The sequence below is a fragment of the Streptomyces cinnabarinus genome (assembly GCF_027270315.1).
GTDB classification, from domain to species: domain Bacteria; phylum Actinomycetota; class Actinomycetes; order Streptomycetales; family Streptomycetaceae; genus Streptomyces; species Streptomyces cinnabarinus.
In genome coordinates this window covers 2,310,597-2,328,247 of the sequence record NZ_CP114413.1, presented here as the reverse complement: position 1 = coordinate 2,328,247, position 17,651 = coordinate 2,310,597, and the positions used below count along the sequence as shown (strand labels likewise).

General features: G+C 71.2%; 15 protein-coding genes. 9 read left to right on the top strand and 6 right to left on the bottom strand.

What is annotated here, in order from left to right; genetic code table 11:
• Positions 1 to 40 precede the first annotated feature (40 nt).
• The 4 genes from secG to pgi all read left to right on the top strand — a co-directional run bounded on the left by secG (position 41) and on the right by pgi (position 3,927).
• The gene (gene secG / locus STRCI_RS10510; RefSeq protein ID WP_015661252.1) at positions 41 to 271 is read left to right on the top strand and encodes a preprotein translocase subunit SecG; all 231 of its coding nucleotides are present in this window, start codon (positions 41 to 43) and stop codon (positions 269 to 271) included.
• Positions 272 to 517: 246 nt separating this feature from the next.
• The gene (locus STRCI_RS10505) at positions 518 to 805 is read left to right on the top strand and encodes an RNA polymerase-binding protein RbpA (RefSeq protein ID WP_004002138.1); all 288 of its coding nucleotides are present in this window, start codon (positions 518 to 520) and stop codon (positions 803 to 805) included.
• Between the two features lie 147 nt (positions 806 to 952).
• On the top strand, positions 953 to 2,221 hold the full coding sequence (locus STRCI_RS10500; RefSeq protein WP_269658609.1) for an MFS transporter: 1,269 nt from the start codon (positions 953 to 955) through the stop codon (positions 2,219 to 2,221).
• 53 nt (positions 2,222 to 2,274) lie between these two features.
• Positions 2,275 to 3,927: a glucose-6-phosphate isomerase gene (gene pgi / locus STRCI_RS10495; protein ID WP_269658608.1), complete on the top strand. Its 1,653-nt coding sequence runs from the start codon at positions 2,275 to 2,277 to the stop codon at positions 3,925 to 3,927.
• 54 nt (positions 3,928 to 3,981) lie between these two features.
• Here the strand turns inward: pgi and STRCI_RS10490 are convergent, their stop codons facing one another.
• From STRCI_RS10490 to STRCI_RS10480, 3 genes are read right to left on the bottom strand one after another with little or no spacing between them, the layout of a single operon-like run.
• Positions 3,982 to 6,264: an ABC transporter permease gene (locus STRCI_RS10490; RefSeq protein ID WP_269658607.1), complete on the bottom strand. Its 2,283-nt coding sequence runs from the start codon at positions 6,262 to 6,264 to the stop codon at positions 3,982 to 3,984.
• A 39-nt stretch (positions 6,265 to 6,303) separates the two neighbouring features.
• Positions 6,304 to 7,056, bottom strand: a complete 753-nt coding sequence (locus STRCI_RS10485; RefSeq protein WP_269658606.1) for an ABC transporter ATP-binding protein — start codon at positions 7,054 to 7,056, stop codon at positions 6,304 to 6,306.
• Positions 7,053 to 7,568, bottom strand: coding sequence for a PadR family transcriptional regulator (locus tag STRCI_RS10480; RefSeq protein WP_269658605.1), 516 nt, complete (start codon positions 7,566 to 7,568; stop codon positions 7,053 to 7,055). Before STRCI_RS10480 ends, STRCI_RS10485 begins: the two co-directional genes overlap by 4 nt.
• A 122-nt stretch (positions 7,569 to 7,690) precedes the next feature.
• Here STRCI_RS10480 and STRCI_RS10475 point away from each other — a divergent pair, with 122 nt between their 5' ends.
• The 5 genes from STRCI_RS10475 (at position 7,691) to STRCI_RS10455 (ending at position 14,237) form a co-directional block, all read left to right on the top strand.
• Positions 7,691 to 8,953, top strand: a complete 1,263-nt coding sequence (locus STRCI_RS10475) for an ABC transporter substrate-binding protein (RefSeq protein WP_269658604.1) — start codon at positions 7,691 to 7,693, stop codon at positions 8,951 to 8,953.
• Between the two features lie 91 nt (positions 8,954 to 9,044).
• A complete protein-coding gene (locus STRCI_RS10470; RefSeq protein ID WP_269658603.1) occupies positions 9,045 to 10,655 on the top strand; it encodes a glycoside hydrolase family 13 protein in 1,611 nt (536 codons plus the stop codon).
• Between the two features lie 67 nt (positions 10,656 to 10,722).
• Entirely contained in the window at positions 10,723 to 12,048 is a 1,326-nt protein-coding gene (locus tag STRCI_RS10465) for an ABC transporter substrate-binding protein (RefSeq protein WP_269658602.1), read from the top strand.
• Positions 12,049 to 12,054: 6 nt separating this feature from the next.
• Positions 12,055 to 13,401: a carbohydrate ABC transporter permease gene (locus STRCI_RS10460; protein ID WP_269658601.1), complete on the top strand. Its 1,347-nt coding sequence runs from the start codon at positions 12,055 to 12,057 to the stop codon at positions 13,399 to 13,401.
• Positions 13,398 to 14,237 (top strand): carbohydrate ABC transporter permease, encoded by an 840-nt coding sequence (locus STRCI_RS10455; RefSeq protein WP_269658600.1) that lies wholly within the window; start codon positions 13,398 to 13,400, stop codon positions 14,235 to 14,237. Before STRCI_RS10460 ends, STRCI_RS10455 begins: the two co-directional genes overlap by 4 nt.
• Before the next feature lie 56 nt (positions 14,238 to 14,293).
• On the opposite strand, the gene pgl is transcribed toward STRCI_RS10455, so the two are convergent.
• The 3 genes from pgl to zwf are packed head-to-tail and all read right to left on the bottom strand — an operon-like array spanning position 14,294 to position 17,651.
• Positions 14,294 to 15,076, bottom strand: a complete 783-nt coding sequence (gene pgl / locus STRCI_RS10450; RefSeq protein ID WP_269658599.1) for a 6-phosphogluconolactonase — start codon at positions 15,074 to 15,076, stop codon at positions 14,294 to 14,296.
• Complete coding sequence (opcA, locus tag STRCI_RS10445) at positions 15,073 to 16,128, bottom strand: glucose-6-phosphate dehydrogenase assembly protein OpcA (RefSeq protein ID WP_269658598.1); 1,056 nt, start codon at positions 16,126 to 16,128, stop codon at positions 15,073 to 15,075. Before opcA ends, pgl begins: the two co-directional genes overlap by 4 nt.
• On the bottom strand, positions 16,125 to 17,651 hold the full coding sequence (zwf, locus tag STRCI_RS10440; protein ID WP_418953458.1) for a glucose-6-phosphate dehydrogenase: 1,527 nt from the start codon (positions 17,649 to 17,651) through the stop codon (positions 16,125 to 16,127). The genes opcA and zwf overlap by 4 nt, the downstream gene beginning before the upstream one ends.

Genomic DNA, 17,651 nt, shown 5'->3' with positions numbered 1-17,651 from the left:
TCGTCCATCCAGATCCGAGGAAGTTGGTCCAGCCGTGGTTATGGGGTTCTCGATCGCCCTGATCGTGTTCAGCGGGCTGCTGATGCTGCTGGTGCTGATGCACAAGGGCAAGGGCGGCGGCCTCTCCGACATGTTCGGTGGCGGCATGCAGTCGTCCGTCGGCGGCTCCTCGGTCGCCGAGCGCAACCTCGACCGGATCACCGTCGTGGTCGGTCTGCTCTGGTTCGCCTGCATTGTCGTGCTCGGCCTTCTGATGAAGGTGAACAACTGACCGGCACGCACAATCCGTACGTAAGGCCCCATGTTCGGTACGCGCAGCTGAGCGCGGCCTATCATGGGGCTTGCGTCTTGATATGGGGCCTGTAACTCCAATCACTGGACGCGCGTTGGGCCTTACGTAGACTGAGGCGCTCGCAACGAAGCGAAACGCCGACTCGCTTCGCGGCACCATCACGCAGGGAGTTACACCGTGGCAAGTGGCAACGCGATCCGAGGAAGCCGGGTCGGGGCGGGGCCGATGGGCGAGGCCGAGCGCGGCGAGTCCGCGCCCCGGTTGCGCATCTCCTTCTGGTGCTCCAACGGGCACGAGACCCAGCCCAGCTTCGCCAGCGACGCGCAGGTCCCCGACACCTGGGACTGCCCGCGCTGCGGCTTCCCCGCCGGGCAGGACCGGGACAACCCGCCGGACCCGCCGCGCACCGAGCCCTACAAGACGCACCTGGCGTATGTACGGGAGCGGCGCAGCGACGCGGACGGCGAGGCGATCCTCGCCGAGGCGCTCGCCAAACTGCGCGGCGAGATCTAGAACTTCAGGACCGGCCAGGCGCCTCACGGTGCCTGGCCGGAGCTGTATCGCGGGGCCACCGCTCCCCGGGCCCCGGCCGATTGTCAGTGGTGCCCTCTACGGTTTGTGCATCGATCTTGTGCATCGGGAGCATCGTGAGGGGGAGACGTGGCGGCGGTCGAGACGGGGGACGCGCGCGCACCGGCGTGGCGCGGTGGTTTCGGACGACTGTGGAGCGCCGCCGTGCTCTCCAGCTTCGGCGACGCGCTGCGTACGGCCGCGCTGCCGCTGCTCGCCGCGACCCTGACGGACCGGCCCCTGCTCATCGCCGCGGTGACCGCCTGCGGCTATCTGCCCTGGATCGTCTTCGGACTGCTGGGCGGCGCCGTCGCCGACCGGGTGGACCAGCGGCGCGCGATGTGGACCGTGGACGCGGTACGCGGACTGCTGGTCGCCGCGTTTGCCCTGGCCGTCGCGCTCGGACACGCCTCGATCGGCCTGCTGATCGCGCTGGCCTTCGCCCTGACCACACTCCAGACCCTGTTCGACAACGCCTCGACGGCCCTGCTGCCCGCACTGGTGGACCGCGCCGAACTGGGCGGCGCCAACGCCCGGCTGATGACCGGACAGCGGGTCGCCGGCGGACTGCTGGGCGCCCCCGTGGTGCCGCTGCTGCTCGCGGCCGGGGCGGCGGTGCCCTTCGCGGCCGACGCGGTCACCTTCCTGGTGGCCGCCGCGCTGATGGCCTCGCTGCGCACCGCGCCGCCGTCGCGCAAGCCCGGACCCGCGGGCAGCACCTTGCGCCGGGAGATCGCCGAAGGACTGCGCGCCCTGTGGCGGGACCGGGCCCTGCGCGGCCTGTGCGCCGCGACCGCCCTGTGCAACATCGGCATGGGCGCCCTCATCGCAACGCTGGTCCTCCTGGTGACGGGCTGGCTGGACGCCGGCAACACCGGATACGCGGTCGCCATGACGGCGTACACGGTCGGCAGCCTGACCGGCGGTCTCGCCGGGGGCGCGCTCGTCACCCGGGTCGGGCGGGTGCGGGCGGTGCTGCTCGCCGGGACGGTGCAGATCGGCGCGCTCCTGGCGATGGGTTCGATACGTCATCCGGCCGCCCTGGCCGTCGCCTTGGCCGTGTTCGGGTTCATGGGGATGGTGTGGAACGTCAACACCATGACCCTGATGCAGCAGCGCACCCCGGCCGACCTGCTGGGCCGGGTGAGCTCGGCGTTCAGAACGCTCGGGGTCGCCGGGGCCCCGCTGGGCGCGCTGCTCGGCGGAGCGGCCGCCACCGCCTGGGGACTCAACAGTCCCGCCCTGCTCGCGGCCGCGTTCTTCGTCCTGTCCGTCCTCGCGCTGATACCTGTGCTCAAGGTGGACGTACTTGTTGTTGCCCCGCACGACGACAGCACGACAGCTCACGTCACCCGCTGATCAACTAGGTTGGGAGCAGCGGGGACAGGTACGAAAGAAGGCTGAAGTCCGAGATGAACCAAGACGGCCGTACCCGGCTCAACCAGACGCCCGAATGGACCGCACTGGCCAAGCATCGCGAGCAGCTCGGCGAGGTGAGGCTACGCGAGCTGTTCGCCGCCGAGCCCGGCCGCGGCTCCGGGTACACGCTGCAGGTCGGCGACCTGCACATCGACTACTCCAAGCACCTCGTCACCGACGAGACGCTGCGCCTGCTGCGCGAGCTGGCCGTCGCCACCGATGTGTTCGGGCTGCGCGACGCCATGTTCCGCGGTGACCGCATCAACATCACCGAGGACCGGGCGGTCCTGCACACCGCGCTGCGCGCTCCGCGCGAGGCGGTCGTCGAGGTCGACGGCGAGAACGTGGTGCCTGGTGTGCACGCGGTCCTCGACAAGATGAGCGGCTTCGCCGACCGGGTCCGCTCCGGCGCCTGGACCGGCCACACCGGCAAGCGCATCAAGAACATCGTCAACATCGGCATCGGCGGCTCCGACCTCGGCCCCGCCATGGCCTATGAGGTGCTGCGGTCCTTCACCGACCGCGAGCTGACGGTCCGTTTCGTCTCCAATGTGGACGGCGCCGATCTGCACGAGGCCACCCGCGACCTGGACGCGGCGGAGACGCTGTTCATCATCGCCTCCAAGACCTTCACCACCATCGAGACCATCACCAACGCGACCTCGGCGCGCAACTGGCTGCTGGGGGAGCTGAAGGCCGGCCAGGAAGCCGTCGCCCGGCACTTCGTGGCGCTGTCCACGAACACCGAGAAGGTGACGGAGTTCGGTATCGACCCGGCGAACATGTTCGAGTTCTGGGACTGGGTCGGCGGCCGCTACTCCTACGACTCGGCGATCGGCCTCTCCCTGATGATCGCCATCGGCCCGGACCGCTTCCGTGAGATGCTCGACGGCTTCCGGCTGGTCGACGAGCACTTCAGGACCGCCCCCGCCGAGTCCAATGTGCCGCTGCTGCTGGGCCTGCTGGGCATCTGGTACGGCAACTTCCACGACGCCCAGTCGCACGCGGTGCTGCCGTACAGCCACTACCTGTCGAAGTTCACGGCGTATCTCCAGCAGCTCGACATGGAGTCCAACGGCAAGTACGTCGGGCGGGACGGGCTGCCGGTGGAATGGCAGACCGGGCCGGTGGTGTGGGGCACTCCGGGCACCAACGGGCAGCACGCGTACTACCAGTTGATCCATCAGGGCACCAAGCTGATCCCGGCGGACTTCATCGGGTTCGCTGAGCCGGTCGCCGAGATGAGCGAGGAACTCAAGGCGCAGCACGACCTGCTGATGGCGAACTTCTTCGCCCAGACCCAGGCGCTGGCCTTCGGCAAGACACCGGAGGAGGTCCGCGCGGAGGGAGTGCCGGACGAACTGGTCGCCCACAAGACGTTCCAGGGCAACCACCCGACGACCACGATTCTCGCCCGTGAGCTGACGCCGTCCGTGCTCGGCCAGCTCGTCGCGCTCTACGAGCACAAGGTGTTCGTCCAGGGCGCCGTCTGGAACATCGACTCCTTCGACCAGTGGGGCGTGGAGCTCGGCAAGGTCCTCGCCAAGCGCGTCGAGCCCGCGCTGACCGAGGGCGCCGAGGTACCGGGCCTCGACGCCTCCACCAAGGCGCTGGTCGCCAAGTACCGCGAGCTGCGCGGGCGGTGACCCGGAAGCGGGCGGCGCGGAGCCGCCCGCTTCACGTGGCCACACAGCCATGCCTCAGGCCACGGCGCTCAGCGTGTCCGCCAGTCTGCGTCTTGCCGCCCTGGTCGCCGGTACGGCTGCCACCGCTGCCGCACCCGCTACCGCCGCCGCGCCGAACAGCAGGAGGAGTGCGGCGGACGGGCCGTCCGCTATCCCCGACCCGATGCCGCTCGATCTGCCCTGTGCGTCTATCAGCCACTGCCCCAGGGGCGCCCCCAGCGCCGTGGCCGCCGTTACCGCCGCCAGTGCCGTGCAGGCCGTCGCCGTGACCGTGATGCCGGTGATCTGGCGGGGGGAGAGGCCGATCGCCTTCAGGGCCAGCAGGTCGCGTTCGCCCTCGCGGACCGTGCCGCCGATCGCCGTCAGGAGTTCGATCAGGCCGATCAGGGCCAGGATCGTGATGAGGCCGACGACCACCCCGCGCAGCGGTGAGAGGCCGTCGGCCGGGTTGGGGACGGTGTGGATGTCGAGGTGGCCGTGGCCGGCCGAGGTCAGTCGGGCCGCGACCGTGGAGGCGTCGGCGCCGGGGCGGAGCTGGAGTTCGTAGCGGCTCGGGACGAGCGCGGGGTCGTTCTCGCGGAGGGTGTCGAGCGAGGTGGAGATGGTGCGCCCGGCGTTCTCCGGCTCGATGCTGCGGCCGACGATGTGCAGGATCTGCGGCTGGTCGCCGACGGTCATCCGGACCCAGTCGCCGACCTCGGCGTTCAGCAGGTTCAGCAGGCCCTGTCCGGCGACCGCCTCGTCCGGTCCGTCCGCCGGGCGGCCCTCGGCGAGGGCATGCGGGTAGGGGGCCTCGTGGGTGCCGAGGCCGCGCAGCGCGATCGTGGAGGTCTGGCCCGGGACCAGTGCCGCGACCTCGACGCTCGGGTAGACGGCGGTTACCTGTGGGTCGTCCGCCAGCAGCGTGCGGGCGTCCCGGGCGCCGATGCCGGAGTCGGTGTGCACGGTCAGCGCGGTGGGCAGGCCGATCTGCTCGGGGCGGCTCTGGAACCGGTCGATGGTGCTCCAGGCGCTGAGCGCGACGACGATCAGCAGCAGCGGCAGGGCGAGCCGGGCGACGGTGGCGAGGGTGCGCGGGCGGCGGGCGAACGCGGTGTGCCAGCCCAGCACCAGCGCGGGGGACAGCCGTACCCCCAGCAGCCGCCGGACCGGACCCGACAGACCGGCGCCCGCCGAGGAGGCCGGCCGGGGCACCGGCACCGGAGACACCCGGCCCGCCCGCCAGGCCGCGAGGCCGGTCGTCGCGGCGATGAACAGCACCGCGCACACCGGGACGGCGAACAGCACCACCGCGTGCCCGGGCAGCCCCTGCCACACGCCGACCGCGTCGCCGAGCCGCCCCGGGAACCGGCTGCCCAGCGCTTCGGTGAGGGCGGCCGCGGACACGGCGCCCAGCAGGGCGTAGGCGAGATGCTGGAGCAGATAGACGCGGACCACCTGGCTCGGGGTGAAGCCGATGGCCTTGAGGATGGAGATGTCTCTGAGGTGGCCGCGGATGCGGGTGGCGATCGCGCCGTGCACGGCGAGTCCGGCGGCGATCAGCGCGCCCAGGCCGAACAGGCCCAGCACCTGGCCGAGCAGCCGGTCGTCGCCCTGTTCCTCGGCGCGCGCCTGCTTCCAGGTGGTGACCTCGCCGACCGCGCCGGCGCCCAGCTCGGTGACCGCGCGCTGCACGGCGTAGTCGGTGTCCTCGGGGTCGGCCAGGCGCAATCCGGTGACCTGGCCGTTTGGGTCCCGTACGGCGGAGGGCAGGGCCCAGACCAGTCCGAAGCGCTCGCCGGGCTGGTAGCGGGGTTCGGCGCTGTCGGCGACGCCGAGCACGGTCAGGGTGCGGGCCGTGCCGGGGAGGGTGAGGGTGTCGCCGGGGGCGGCGAGCAGGGTGCGGGCGAGGCGGGACTCCAGGACGACTCCGTCGGGGGTCGCCGGGTCCAGCCAGTGGCCGGAGGTGAGCAGCGGGCGGCCGATGGCGGGCCGGTCCGGGGTGCCGCGGAGTTCGACCGTGGCGCGGGCGCCCCGGGAGGCGAGGGTGGTGGCGGCGGTGGGGTAGGGGCCGGCGACGGCGGTGACGCCGTCCAGCGCGTTCAGTCTGCCCGCGTCGGCGGTGTCGGCCGTGTGCAGCCAGACATGGGCGCCGTGGGACTGGGTGAAGACGCGCTGCCAGGGGTTGGTGGCGTAGCCGAACAGGGCCGTGGCCAGCAGCAGGGAGACGACGACGCCCGCGGTGGCGAGGACCAGGAACAGCGCCTCGCCGCGGTGCGTGCGCAGATCGGAGTGCGCCCAGCGCAGAGTGGCTCGCATCCGGCTCAGGCCCCCCGGGGATCGTCGTAGGCCCGCATGTCAGTCCCTGAGCTCCAGTACGCCGGAGATGCCGGTGCGGCGCGGCGGGGTGGTGTCGGCGAGGGTCGCGTCGTCGGCTATTCGGCCGTCGAAGAAGCTGATCACGCGGTCCGCCGCGCTCGCCAGCCGGGCGTCATGGGTGACCAGCAGGATCGTCTGGCCGCGCTGGTGGAAGCGGGACAGCAGCCGCATCACCTCGCGGGTGCCCTTGCTGTCGAGGCTGCCCGCGGGCTCGTCGGCCAGCAGCAGCGGGGGATGGTTGACCAGGGCGCGGGCCAGGGCGACGCGCTGCTGCTCGCCGCCGGACAGCTCGCCCGGCATGCTGCGCTCCTTGCCGTCCAGACCCAGCTCGGCCAGCAGCTCCTCGCGCTCCGCGCGGGCCTTCTTCGGCGGGACTCCGGCGAGCAGGGCGGGCAGCTCGACGTTGTCGGCGACCGACAGGTTCGAGACCAGGTTGAAGAACTGGAAGACGATGCCGATGCGCTTTCTGCGCTCCACCGCCCAGCGCGCCTCGCTCCAGGTGTCGGTGGGCACCCCGTCCAGGCGGATGCTGCCGCTGTCCGGCCGCTGGAGCCCGCCCAGCAGATGCAGCAGCGTCGACTTCCCGGCACCGGACGGGCCGGTGATCGCGACGAACTCGCCGCCCGCCACCCGCAGGTCGACGCCGCGCACGGCGTGGGCCGGGGCGCCCTCGCCGTGGTGCGTCTTGACCAGGCGCTCGGCATGCAGCACGGGAGCGGGACCCTCGCTCATTCCAGCTCCTCCAGCTCTTCCTGGCAGCGCTCCAGCCAGTCGAGGTCGGCCTGGAGATGCAGCATCGCGCCCTCTATCAGGAGATGGGCGATGCGGTTGTCGCGGTCTTCGGTGGCGGCCAGCTTGGAGAGGGTGCGCATGGTGGTGAGGTACTGGCGCCGTTGTCGGTTGATGAGGGCGATCTGGTCGGCGAGGCCGGACTGGGGAGCGAGGGCCAGTTTCATGAAGAACTCGTCCCGCACCCGCGGCTCGTCCTCGGTCTCCTCGAACCAGGCGCTCAGCGCCTCGCGCCCGGCGTCGGTGAGGTGGTAGACCTTCTTGTTGGGTCGGCTGGACTGCTCCACGTCCTCGCCCTCGATCAGTCCCGTCTTCTCGAGGCGGCCGAGGGTGACGTAGATCTGGCCGACGTTCGGCTGAGGGTACGCCGAGCCCAGCATCTGCTCAAGGTCCTGCTTGAGCTCGTAGCCGTGAGCGGGGCCGCGCGCGAGGAGTGCCAGGAGGGGCAGGCGCACTCGTGCAGTCCTCCTAGGTCCTCGGTAATGTGCGACGGACCCTAGTATCGCGCATACCTAACGGGTATACATGGCCTCTGACCCGGGCGACGACGCCCGTGCCGGTGTACAGGGAGGAACCTATGCGGTGGATACACGCCGCCGGTAGGGGCCTCCTCGCACTGCTGGTGGTTCTGACCGGATACGCGGCCTCCGGAGTGCAGGCCGGCGAGGCGGCCGGGCGCGGTCCGCTGACCCTCGCCACCGCCGGTGACCTCACCGGCTATCTCGGCCCGCTGCTGGAGGGCTGGAACCGTACGCATCCCGGTGAGCGGGTCACCCTCGTCGAGCTGCCGGACTCCGCCGACGAGACCCACGCCCAGATGACCACCGACCTGCGGGACGGCGGGCGCGGCCGGTTCGACCTCCTCAACATCGACGTCAGCTGGACCTCGGAGTTCGCGGCGGCGGGCTGGATACGGCCACTGCCGCGCGAGAGCTTCCCGCTGGACTCCTTCCTGCCCCCGGTCGTGGACACGGCGACCTACGACGGGCGGCTGTACGCCGTCCCCTATGTCACCAATGCCGGGCTGCTCCTCTACCGCAAGGACGTCCTCGCCGCGGAGGGCCTCGATCCGCCGCGCACCTGGGCCGAGTTGGAGCACCTGGCGAAGACCGTCGCCCCGGAACACGGGCTCGACGGATACGCGGGCCAGTTCCTGCCGTACGAGGGGCTCACCGTCAACGCCGCCGAGGCCGTCTACTCGGCGGGCGGCTCCATCCTGGGCGGTGAGGGCGAGCGCGTCACCGTCGACTCGGCCGCCGCGCGGGAGGGCATCGGGTTCCTGGCGCGCGGAGTGCGCGAGGGCTGGATCCCGGAGCGGGCGCTGGCCTACAAGGAGGAGGAGTCCAAGCAGGCCTTCCAGGACGGCCGGCTGCTCTTCCTGCGCAACTGGCCCTACGCCTATGCCGTCACCGACGCCGAGGGCTCACCGGTCGCCGGGAAGGTCGGCGCGGTGCCACTGCCGGGTCCGGACGGGCCGGGCACCAGTGTGCTCGGCGGCTCCAACCTGGCCGTCTCCACGCACGCCCGGCACCCCGAGTCCGCCGCGCGGCTGATGGCGTACCTGACCAGTGAACCCGTACAGCGCCAGGTGCTGACGCGGGGCGCGCTGCCGCCGGTGCGGTCGGACCTCTACGAGGATCCTGAACTCATCAGGGAGTTCCCGTACCTTCCGACCCTGCGCGAGAGCGTGCTCACGGCCGCCCCGCGCCCCAAGAGCCCGCGCTACGACCAGGTCAGCCTGGTGGTGCAGGCGGTGGTGCGGGACGCGATGACCGGGCATGTCACGCCCGAGGCGGCGGTCCGGCGACTGGCGCGGGAGCTGGCCGCGATCTCCCAGTAGTTACATGTTAGGTAACGCGGACGTCTCATTAGGGCCCTACGGGGCCCTTTTTCATTGACACCCTTACCTCCCTGATACCTAACATGCATACATGTTGAGTAAGTACCTCTGGTGGCGGGACGCGGTGATCTACCAGGTCTACGTCCGCAGCTTTCTGGACAGCACCGGTGACGGCATAGGCGATCTCGCCGGCGTCCGGGCCGGGCTGCCGTACCTGAAGAAGCTGGGCGTCGACGGGATCTGGCTGAGCCCCTGCTACCCCTCGCCGCAGCACGATCACGGCTACGACGTCGCCGACTACCGCGACGTCGACCCCCTCTTCGGCGACCTCGCCGAGTTCGACCTGCTGATGGCGGCCGCCCGCCGACTCGGCATCAAGGTGCTGCTGGACATCGTCCCCAACCACTGCTCCAGCGAGCACCCGGCGTTCCGCGCCGCGCTCGCCGCGGCTCCCGGGAGCGCGGCCCGCGCCCGCTTTCACTTCGCCGACGGCCGGGGCCCGGAGGGCGCCGAGCCGCCCAACAACTGGCACGCCATGTTCGGCGGCCCGGCCTGGACCCGCGTCGAGGACGGCCAGTGGTACCTGCACATGTTCACGCCCGAGCAGCCCGACTGGAACTGGCGCGACCCCGAGGTCGGCGCCGACTTCGAGGAGACGCTCCGCTTCTGGCTCGACCGGGGTGTCGACGGCTTCCGCATCGACGTCGCCGCCGGTCTCTTCAAGCACCCGGACCTGCCCGACTCCGACGACCCGGAGGCCGACGCCCGCACCCGCGACTCGGTCAACCCGCTCGCCTGGAACCAGCCCGAGGTGCACGAGGTGTGGCGGCACTGGCGCGCCATCTGCGAGGAGTACACCGCCCGCGACGGCCGCGAACGGCTCCTGGTCGGCGAGGTGTCCGTGCCGACGGCCCGCGAACACGCCCACTACGTCCGCGAGGACGAACTCCACCAGGCCTTCTTCTTCGACCTGCTCGGCGCGGCCTGGGACGCGGACGCCTTCCGCAAGGTCATCTCCGAGGCCATGCAGGACATAGCCGGTACGGGCTCCACCGTCACCTGGGTCCTCAACAACCACGACCAGGTCCGCACGGTCACCCGCTACGGCGAACCCGCGCCCGAGAGCAGCGGCCTCGGCCCCGCCCGCGCCCGCGCCGCCGCGCTGCTGATGCTGGCGCTGCCCGGGGCCGCGTACATCTACCAGGGCGAGGAGCTGGGGCTGCCCGAGGTCGTGGACCTGCCCGACGACGTGCTCACCGACCCGATCTTCCGGCGCACCGGCAGCCGGGCCCGGATCCGGGACGGCTGCCGGGTGCCGCTGCCCTGGTCGGGACAGGCCTCGCCGTTCGGCTTCACCTCCGGGGTCGAGGGCGCCAAGCCCTGGCTGCCGCAGCCGGAGTGGTTCGCCGAGCACGCCACCGACCGGGCCCTCGCCGACACCCGCTCCTTCTGGCACCTGTACCGCGACGGCCTCCAACTGCGCTCCTCGCTACCTCAGTTGGGCGAGGGCGAACTGCACTGGCTGGACGGCACACCGGGCGTCCTCGCCTTCTCCCGGGGGGACGGGCTCGTCTGCGCCGTCAACTTCGGCACCGCCCCCGCCCCCGCGCCGGTCTCCGGCACCCCGCTGCTGTCCAGCGGCCCCTGCCCGGCCGGGGTACTGCCCGGCTCCACCGCCGCCTGGTGGCTCGGCGACCACTGATTCCCGTCAACCACAACCGATGTTCTGATCCTCCGTCAGTTACCCATCCCCTGAAGGGACATCAACGATGATGCGACGACGCTCCACCCTGCTCATGAGCTGCACCGCCCTCGCCCTGGCGCTGGGCGCCACCGCCTGCGGCGGCGAGCCCGTCTCGGCCGGCGGCGGCGACCAGTCGCTCGACGGCCAGACGGTCACCGTCGCCGGTGTCTGGTCCGGCAGCGAGCAGAAGAACTTCCAGAAGGTGCTCGACGCCTTCGCCGAGAAGACCGGTGCCAAGACCCAGTTCGTCTCCACCGGCGACAACGTCTCCACCGTCGTCGGCAGCAAGATCGAGGGCGGTAACGCCCCCGACGTCGTCATGGTCCCGCAGGTGGGCGTCCTCAAGCAGTTCGCCCAGCAGGGCTGGCTCCAGCCCCTGTCGAAGAAGACCGAGAGCGCCGTCGACGCCAACTTCGCCAGCGTCTGGAAGAGTTACGGCAGCGTCGACGGCAAGTTCTACGGCCTCTACTTCAAGGCCGCCCACAAGTCGACCGTGTGGTACAGCCCCGAGGCCCTCGAACAGGCCGGGGTCGAGCCGCCGCGCACCTTCGACGCGATGCTCGAAGCGGGCCGCACGGTCTCCGACTCCGGGCTCGCCGCCTTCTCCGTCGCCGGACAGGACGGCTGGACCCTCACCGACTGGTTCGAGAACGTCTATCTCTCCCAGGCCGGACCCGAGAAGTACGACGCGCTCGCCGCGCACGAGCTGAAGTGGACCGACGCCAGCGTGGTGAAGGCGCTCACCACCCTCGGCACGCTGTTCAAGGACGAGCAGCTCATAGCGGGCGGCCGGGACGGCGCCCTGAACACCGACTTCCCGGGTTCGGTCGAGCAGGTCTTCGGACCGGAGGCGGAGGCCGGCCTGGTCTACGAGGGCGACTTCGTCGCGGGTGTCGCCAAGGACCAGTTCGGCCGGTCCATCGGCGACGACGCCAACTTCTTCCCCTTCCCGGCGGTCGGGGACGGCGAGGCACCGGTCGTCAGCGGCGGTGACGCGGCCGTCGTCCTGAAGGACGGCAAGAACCACAAGGCCGCCCAGGCGCTGGTGGAGTTCCTGGCCACGCCTGAGGCCGCCGCGGTGTGGGCCGACGCGGGCGGTTTCCTCTCCCCGAACAAGGCGCTGGACCCGTCCGCGTACAGCGACGCGGTGACCCGGGCCACCGCCAAGTCCCTGATCGCGGCCGGAGGTTCGGTCCGCTTCGACATGTCCGACCAGGCACCCGCGGCCTTCGGCGGCACCAAGGGCGCCGGCGAGTGGAAGATCCTCCAGGACTTCCTGCGCGACCCCTCGAACCCGAAGGAGACCGCGGCGAAGCTGGAGGCCGCCGCGGCCAAGGCGTACAAGGGCTGACCATCCATGACCGCGACCCTCGTGAAGCCGACGAGCCCCCCGCCGCATGTGTCGTTGCCCCAACGGGCCCGGCGCCTGCGGCGGCGGGGGCGGATCGTCGCTCTCCTCTTCGTCCTCCCCGCGCTGCTGCTGCTCGGCGCGCTCGTCGTCTACCCCGTGCTCTTCTCCGTCGGCCGCAGCTTCTTCGACGCCTCCGGCACCGAGTTCGTGGGCGGCGAGAACTACTCCGAGATGTTCCGCGACCCGGCCACCCTCAAGGCCGTCCGCAACACCGCGATCTGGGTGGTGGTGGCCCCGGCCCTGCTCACCGGACTGGGCCTGATCCTCGCCGTACTGGTGGAGAAGGTCCGCTGGGCCACCGCTTTCAAGCTGCTGCTGTTCATGCCGATGGCGGTGTCCTTCCTGGCGGCCGGGATCATCTTCCGGCTCGCCTACGACGAGGACCCCGACAAGGGCGTCCTCAACGCCGCGGTCGTCTCCGTCCACGACGCGGTCAAGGGCACCTCCGCCTACCCGACGGCCCGCGCCCGCGACGGCCAGGGACTGACCAAGGACGCGGACGGCTCGTACCGCGCCGCCGCCTCGACCGGGGAGCCGGTGGCACTCGGCCTGGTCGGCGTCCCGCCCAAGGAACTGCCCGCGGGCACCGAGCCCGCCCGGGAGGCGGCCGCCGTCCCCGGTGAACTGAGCGGAGTCGTCTACCTGGACTTCACCCCCGGCGGGGGCGGGGAGCAGGGCAAGGTCGACCCGGGCGAGAGCGGCCTGCCGCGGATCGAGGTCGAGGCGGTCCGCGACGGACATACGGCCGCCACCACGACCACCGCCTCCGACGGCTCCTTCCGCTTCGCCGGCCTGGACCGGGGGGAGTACGAACTACGGCTGCCCGCCTCGAACTTCGCCGCTCCCTACGAGGGGATCTCCTGGCTCGGACCGGTGCTCGTCACCCCGGCGATCATCGGTGCGTACCTGTGGATCTGGACCGGGTTCGCGATGGTGCTGATCGGCGCCGGGCTCGCCACGCTGCCGCGGGACGCGCTAGAGGCGGCGCGGATGGACGGCGCCAACGAGTGGCAGATCTTCCGGAAGATCACCGTGCCCCTGCTCGCGCCCGTGCTGACCGTGGTCTTCGTGACCCTCGTGATCAATGTGATGAAGGTCTTCGATCTCGTCTACATCATCGCGCCGGGACCGGTGCAGGAGGACGCCACCGTGCTCGCCACCCAGATGTGGCTGGTGTCGTTCGGCGGCGGCAACAACCAGGGCCTCGGCAGCGCCCTCGGGGTGCTTCTGCTCCTCCTCGTGGTGCCCGCCATGGTCTTCAACCTCCGCCGCTTCCGAAGGAGTCAGCGATGAACGCCGTCCGCCGTACCCTCGGCAGCAGTGCGGTGCAGGTCTTCCTCGTCCTGGTCTCACTGGTCTGGGTCACCCCGCTGGCCGGGCTGCTGATGTCCTCGCTGAGGTCGGCCGAGGACACCGCGCGGGGCGGCTGGTGGACGGTGTTCACCAGCCCCGGCCAGCTCTCCGTGGACAACTACTCGGCTCTGCTGGAGAACGCCGGGATCACCCGGGCGTTCTGGAACACCGTGCTGATCTCGGTGCCGACGACCGTGCTGGTCGTGGTCCTCGCCGCGCTCGCCGGATACGCCTTCGCCTGGCTGGACTTCCCCGGCCGGGACACGATCTTCCTGGTCGTGGTGGCGCTGCTGGTGGTGCCGGTGCAGGTCGGACTGCTCCCGGTGGCCAAACTCTTCGGCCAGCTCGGGCTGTTCGGCACGATCCCCGGAGTGGTGCTCTTCCACGTCGCCTACGGGCTGCCGTTCGCGGTGTTCCTGCTGCGCAACTACTTCGCCGAGCTGCCGAAGGAGATGCTGGAGGCCGCGCGCATGGACGGCGGCGGGGAGTGGCGGATCTTCACCCGGCTCGTGCTGCCGGTCGGCCGGCCGGCCATCGCCAGCCTCGCCATCTTCCAGTTCCTGTGGGTGTGGAACGACATGCTGGTCGCCCTGCTCTTCGCGGACAGCGCGTCCCAGCCGCTGACCGTGGAACTCCAGTCCCAGATACGGCAGTTCGGCAGCAACATCGATGTGCTGGCACCCGGCGCCTTCGTGTCGCTGATCGTGCCGGTGGCCGTCTTCTTCGCGTTCCAGCGGCACTTCGTGCAGGGCGTGATGGCCGGGTCGGTCAAGTAGACGGCAGGGGGCTTCCCTGGATCCACGGGGGGATCCAGGGAAGCCCCCTGCTGTCGTTACGGCGACGCCGGCGGGTACAGCGACCGGGGCAGCTGGGAGGCCGCCGCCGCGTCCAGCAGCCACAGGGTGCGCTGCCTGCCCTGCGCGCCCGCCGCCGGGGCCTGGATCTCGCCCGCGCCCGAGAGGGCGATCGCGGCGGCCTGGGCCTTGTCCGCACCGGCCGCGAGCAGCCACACCTCACGGGCCGCCCGGATCGCCGGGAGGGTGAGGGTGACCCGGGTGGGCGGCGGCTTCGGCGCGCCGTGCACCCCCACCACCGTCCGCTCGGTCTCGCGGACCGCGGGGAGCTCCGGGAACAGCGACGCCACATGCGTGTCCGGACCGACGCCCAGCATCAGGACGTCGAACACGGGCACGGCGCCGTGGTTCTCGGGGCCCGCCGCCTGGGCCAGTTCATCGGCGTAGGCGGCCGCGGCGGCGTCCGCGTCGCCGCCGTACGGGCCGTCCGAGGCGGGCATCGCGTGCACCCGCTTGGGGTCCAGGGGCACCGCGTCCAGCAGGGCCTCGCGGGCCTGCGTGACATTGCGCTCCGGGTCCCCCTCGGGCAGGAACCGCTCATCGCCCCACCACAGGTCGAGCCGCGCCCAGTCGATGGCGTCCCGGGCCGGGGCGGCGGCCAGCGCGGCCAGCAGGCCGTTGCCGTTGCGGCCGCCGGTGAGGACCACGGACGCGTGGCCCCGGGAGGCCTGGGCGTCCACGATCTTCGTGATCAGCCGGGCCGCCGCGGCCTGCGCCATCAGCTCCTTGTCGCGGTGCACGACCAGCTGCGGGGTGCTCACTTCGCCGCCGCCTTCTTGGCCGGGGCCTTCTTCGCGGCCTTCTTGGCCGGCGCCTGCGCGGCCTCCGGCGCGGCGACCGGATCCTCGACGGCCACCGGATCAGCGGCCGGAACGGGCGCCTCGGTGCCCGTGTTCAGCCGCTCCACCCCGAACCGCAGCGCGGAGGCGTAGGTGTCGTCCGGGTCGAGCCGGCGCAGCTCCTCCGCGATCAGCTCGGCGGTCTCCCGCCGCTTGAGCGCCACGGCACGGTCCGGCTGGCCCTCGATGGACAGGGTCGCCAGCGAACCGTCCGCCCGGTCCAGGACGATCGGACCGCAGTCGGTGGCCATCCGGACCGCCGTCAGGCCGGGGCCCGACGACAGCGACCGCTTCACGGGGACGTCCAGCCGGTCCGCGAGCCACATCGCCAGCAGCTCACAGCTCGGGTTGAACTCCTCGCCCTCCACCTCCACGCCCCTGACCTCGCACACGACCTGGTCCAGGGCCGCGGCCAGCATCGAACGCCAGGGCGTGATGCGGGTCCACGACAGGTCCGTGTCGCCGGGGGTGTAACTGCCGGCCCGGGACTCCAGCTCCCGCACCGGCTGCTCGCAGGCGTAGGTGTCGGTCACCCGGCGCTGGGCCAGCGCGCCCAGCGGGTCGCTGGCCGGGTCCAGCGGCGCGTTCACCGGCCACCAGACCACGACCGGCGCGTCCGGCAGCAGCAGCGGCAGCACCACCGACTGGGCGTGGTCCACCACCTCGCCGTACAGGCGCAGCACGATCGTCTCGCCGGTGCCCGCGTCCGCGCCCACCCGCACCTCGGCGTCGAGGCGGGACTTCGTACGGTCGCGGGGCGAGCGCGAGACGCGCTTGATGACCACGAGCGTGCGCGAGGGGTGCTCGCGCGAGGCGTCGTTCGCGGCCTTGAGCGCGTCGTACGCGTTCTCCTCGTCCGTCACGATGACCAGCGTGAGCACCATGCCGACGGCAGGGGTGCCGATGGCCCGGCGGCCCTGCACCAGGGCCTTGTTGATCTTGCTGGACGTGGTGTCGGTCAGGTCTATCTTCATGGGCGGCGCCAGCTCCGTCCGTCTCGCTCCAGCATGTCGTCCGCCTCGACGGGACCCCAGGTGCCGGCCGGGTACTGGGCCGGTGCGCCGTGCTTGTCCCAGTACTGCTCGATCGGGTCGAGGATCTTCCAGGACAGCTCGACCTCCTCGGTACGCGGGAAGAGGTTCGAGTCGCCGAGCAGGACGTCCAGGATGAGGCGCTCGTACGCCTCGGGGCTGGACTCGGTGAAGGACTCGCCGTAGGCGAAGTCCATGGAAACGTCCCGGATCTCCATCGAGGTGCCGGGCACCTTGGAGCCGAAGCGGACCGTGACGCCCTCGTCCGGCTGGACGCGGATCACGATCGCGTTCTTGCCCAGCTCCTCCGTCGCCGTGTGGTCGAAGGGGGAGTGCGGCGCCCGCTGGAGGACCACCGCGATCTCGGTGACCCGGCGCCCGAGGCGCTTTCCGGTGCGCAGATAGAAGGGGACGCCCGCCCAGCGGCGGTTGTCCACCGACAGTTTGATCGCGGCGTAGGTGTCGGTCTTCGACGCGGGGTCGATGCCCTCCTCCTGGAGGTAGCCGACCGCCTTCTCGCCGCCCTGCCAGCCGGCCGCGTACTGCGCGAACACGGTGTCCCGGCCCAGGTCCTTCGGCAGCCGTACGGCACCGAGCACCTTGGTCTTCTCCGCGGCCAGCGCGTCCGCGTCGAAGGAGGCGGGCTCCTCCATGGCGGTCAGGGCCATCAGCTGGAGCAGGTGGTTCTGGATGACGTCACGGGCGGCGCCGATGCCGTCGTAGTAGCCCGCCCGGCCGCCGATGCCGATGTCCTCGGCCATCGTGATCTGGACGTGGTCCACGAAGGACCGGTTCCAGATCGGCTCGAACATCGTGTTGGCGAAGCGCAGCGCCAGGATGTTCTGGACGGTCTCCTTGCCCAGGTAGTGGTCGATCCGGAAGACCTGGTCCGGGGCGAACACCTCGTGGACGACCTTGTTGAGCTCCTCGGCCGAGGCCAGGTCGTGCCCGAACGGCTTCTCGATGACCGCGCGCCGCCAGGAGCCGCTCGACTGGTCGGCGAGCCCGTGCTTCTTCAGCTGCTGGATGACCACCGGGAAGGAGCGCGGCGGCACGGACAGGTAGAAGGCGAAGTTGCCGCCCGTGCCCTGTGCCTTGTCCAGCTCCTCGATGGTGTCGCGCAGCCGGTCGAAGGCCTCGTCGTCGTCGAAGGTGCCCTGGACGAACCGCATGCCCTGGATGAGCTGGTGCCAGACCTCCTCGCGGAACGGGGTGCGGGAGTGCTCCTTGACCGCGTCGTGGACCTCCTGGGCGAAGTCCTCGTTCTGCCACTCACGCCGGGCGAAGCCGACCAGCGAGAAACCCGGCGGCAGCAGGCCCCGGTTCGCGAGGTCGTACACGGCGGGCATGAGCTTCTTTCGTGACAAATCGCCCGTGACGCCGAAGATGACCAGGCCCGACGGCCCCGCGATACGCGGGAGCCGTCGGTCGGCGGGGTCACGCAGCGGGTTGCTGCTTGACAAGAT